Here is a 2605-nt window from a genome sequence, read left to right on the forward strand (position 1 = left end):
TCGACCGCATTACCCACCACTGCGACATCGTCGAGACCGGCAACGACAGCTGGCGATTCAAGCACCGCAGCTGACGCGCGGGACCACCGGCAGAAGATGCTTCGCGCTGGTTGCGCCTCCGGTCGGGCTACGCCCGCCCTACGCCGCAACCAGCGCGAACGGCACGCCCGCCATACCCGTCACACCGCTCGACAAACGGGGTCCCTTTTGGACGCCGATAGGGGGTCCTTTTTGGACGCCGATTGACAGTCGCGCTGGCCGTTGCGCCGGAGCACACTCTCATCCGTCTCAATGCCGATGACCCACGCGCCCAGCGCAGCGCCAGGGTCGATCTTGCTCGTCATCTGGTCGAACGCATGCGCGGCCTCACCATCGAAGGCGACAGCCATGGCAGCCCAGGCGCGCAATCCTGTCTCTTTCCCGGCGATCTCTCGCCAATCGGATGACCTGGTCAGTGACGCTTAGTGCGTTGGCTTGTCAGAGGCGTTGGAGCTCAGCTGGACAATCCGCTCAGCGATAGCCTGCCATGTCCGGATGCCTGCTTCGTCGCCAACAAGTGCCAGGACCCCAATCTGATCGGCGACATGGACGGGTGCCTGATCGCCGTGGGTTTGCAGGACATGGTTGGCGCAGGCCCAGAGTTCCCAGTCGCTGAGCATCAGCCTAGCGTGCTGACGAACGCGCCAACTGTCGCGTAGAGACCATAGGCGACGAAGCCGGCCGCAAGAAGGAATTCGATGCGGAGTTTAAATGCTGTCGGACGAGGCTGATCGGCCGGCCATATCTGTTCGCAGACAAACCCGTTGAACCCCGAACGCTCCCCGACCACTTCGACGCGAGAGCCGATAAGTTTGCGTACCTGGCGAGTGTTGTCGAGTTCCCAAGTCCCGCCACCATCGGTTCGCAGCACCGGCCCGTTGGCCGCCCGCTCGACGATGCCGGTCAGATGCGTGGTGCTGTTCACCGGCAAGCCGGGCCTTTCCAGTAGCGATCCCAGCGCAGGACAGTGCCGGTCTTGATCATGGCGCATGACAGATCTGCGCCTGAGGGCAGCTGGCACCAGGCAGCGGTCCTGTTTCCGCCTGCGCCCCCCTCGGAGCGACATGTCAGTCGCGGGCCCTTTACCACCACATGACCGGTCGAGATCGTTCCGCGCGCGCCGCCCATCAGCTGTACCAGCGCATCGCGCGCCTCAATTGCCGAGGCAGCGGGGCAGGGCTGATTGGTCCTGCAGGTGCCGTCCATTTCCCGCGCAGCGATGCCGGCGATCCGAAGGTGAGGACCTTCCGCACACCAGACCGGACCGTCACCATCCCAGACGTGGGTCGGTGTGCAGGTAAATGTCTGTCCGGAGGCGACGATAGAGGCGGCAAGCAAGGCGAGTATCATATGGCTCCCTTAGAGTGCTCGTCCAAACCAGAGAACCCGCCCGACGATATTGAGCGTCCGCTTCTCGAGACCGCGCCAGCTCGGATAGGCTGGGTTGTCGCTCAGAACTGAGGCGCGCTTGCCCTGCGGTTCGAGGGCAATCCGCTTGACGCTCAGCATGTCGTCCATCCTCAGGACATAGATCCCGTCTCTCAGACGTGCCTGGCCGTCCCCGAGATCGACCATGACTTCGTCGCCATCATGAAGGGTGGGCTCCATGGAGTCGCCATGCACGGCAATGATCGACAGGCTCGATGCCTTGCTCGCGGTCAGCCGGCGTAGCCACTTCTCGTCGAAGCCGAATTGCGCTGATTTGGCTTCCATTTCCGCGAGCGCGCCGTGGCCGGCTGATGCCTCGACATTGAGCAAAGGCACATGGACCAGTTCGACGACCGGACCTGAACGACGGGCGGGGGCACCGAGAATTTTCTCATCGACCCCGAAAAATCGCGCCAGAACCGAGCGATCCTGCTCGTCCAGCTGCCGCGGGCTGCCGCGCCGGATGTACTGCTGGATGTAGGCGGCATTGCGCCCCAGCAGGCGCGAAACCGAGGAATAGTTCACTCCTCGTTGCTGGATCAACTCGTCCAGGGCTCTTCGTGCGTCGTCCATGACTGCCAGTCCTATCGCGGGCGCCTAGGAAAATCGATCCTAGACTCTAGGAAGCCTTCCTAGTAAGAACATATCAAGAACGCAAGGGTAAAGCGAGTCTACGGTGATGGAGCTTCTGGAGCAGATCGAGGAATATCTGGTGCAAACCCGGACGTCGCCGAGCACCTTCGGCCGTCATGTTGTAGCTGATCCCCGTTTCGTTCAGGACCTAAGGGACGGGCGCAGGCCACGCCGCAAAACCTGCCAGAAAGTTTCGGAATTTCTTGCGAGCTCAGAGGCAGTTAACCCTAGGTAGGCTAGCGAAATCGAGGCCACCGCCTTCCGAATCTCGTTGCCTCGTCATCAAGCATCCATTACGCTTACCCATACAGAAACTGGTTTAGCCCAGTTTCTTGGGGGATGTGGGAATGGATAGCGATTCGGGATTGAGGCGCGGGGTTGAGAGCCGCCTCGAATTCATCGAATTCAGGCTCTTCTGGGAAGGTCATGTCAACCGCAGTGACTTGATCGACGTTTTCGGCGTTTCGATCAATCAGGCATCGACGGATCTGAACAGATATCTCGG

At 61.2% G+C, this 2605-nt stretch carries 7 protein-coding genes; 3 read left to right on the plus strand and 4 right to left on the minus strand.

The genetic code is table 11. From position 1 onward, the window contains the following. Window positions 1-74: ATP-binding protein (locus COA17_RS20215; RefSeq protein ID WP_217991017.1), on the plus strand; the 74-nt coding region annotated here is incomplete at its 5' end. A gap of 168 nt (window positions 75-242) precedes the next feature. Then, a complete protein-coding gene (locus COA17_RS18460) occupies window positions 243-446 on the plus strand; it encodes a hypothetical protein (protein ID WP_096614340.1) in 204 nt (67 codons plus the stop codon). 15 nt (window positions 447-461) lie between these two features. Here the strand turns inward: COA17_RS18460 and COA17_RS19995 are convergent, their stop codons facing one another. The 4 genes from COA17_RS19995 to COA17_RS18480 are packed head-to-tail and all read right to left on the minus strand — an operon-like array spanning window position 462 to window position 2040. Next, window positions 462-659, minus strand: coding sequence for a DUF6961 family protein (locus COA17_RS19995; RefSeq protein WP_036527697.1), 198 nt, complete (start codon window positions 657-659; stop codon window positions 462-464). Next, a complete protein-coding gene (locus tag COA17_RS18470) occupies window positions 659-964 on the minus strand; it encodes a DUF5818 domain-containing protein (RefSeq protein WP_096614342.1) in 306 nt (101 codons plus the stop codon). The genes COA17_RS19995 and COA17_RS18470 overlap by 1 nt, the downstream gene beginning before the upstream one ends. Beyond that, on the minus strand, window positions 961-1386 hold the full coding sequence (locus COA17_RS20000; RefSeq protein ID WP_202902866.1) for a thermonuclease family protein: 426 nt from the start codon (window positions 1384-1386) through the stop codon (window positions 961-963). Before COA17_RS20000 ends, COA17_RS18470 begins: the two co-directional genes overlap by 4 nt. Window positions 1387-1398: 12 nt before the next feature. Beyond that, a complete protein-coding gene (locus COA17_RS18480; protein ID WP_096614344.1) occupies window positions 1399-2040 on the minus strand; it encodes a S24 family peptidase in 642 nt (213 codons plus the stop codon). 407 nt (window positions 2041-2447) lie between these two features. Here COA17_RS18480 and COA17_RS20005 point away from each other — a divergent pair. Next, a partial coding sequence (locus COA17_RS20005; RefSeq protein WP_483881755.1) for a BrxR family helix-turn-helix transcriptional regulator occupies window positions 2448-2605 on the plus strand: 158 nt, incomplete at its 3' end.

Origin of the sequence: Sphingomonas ginsenosidimutans (assembly GCF_002374835.1) — a bacterium.
GTDB lineage: Bacteria > Pseudomonadota > Alphaproteobacteria > Sphingomonadales > Sphingomonadaceae > Sphingomonas > Sphingomonas ginsenosidimutans.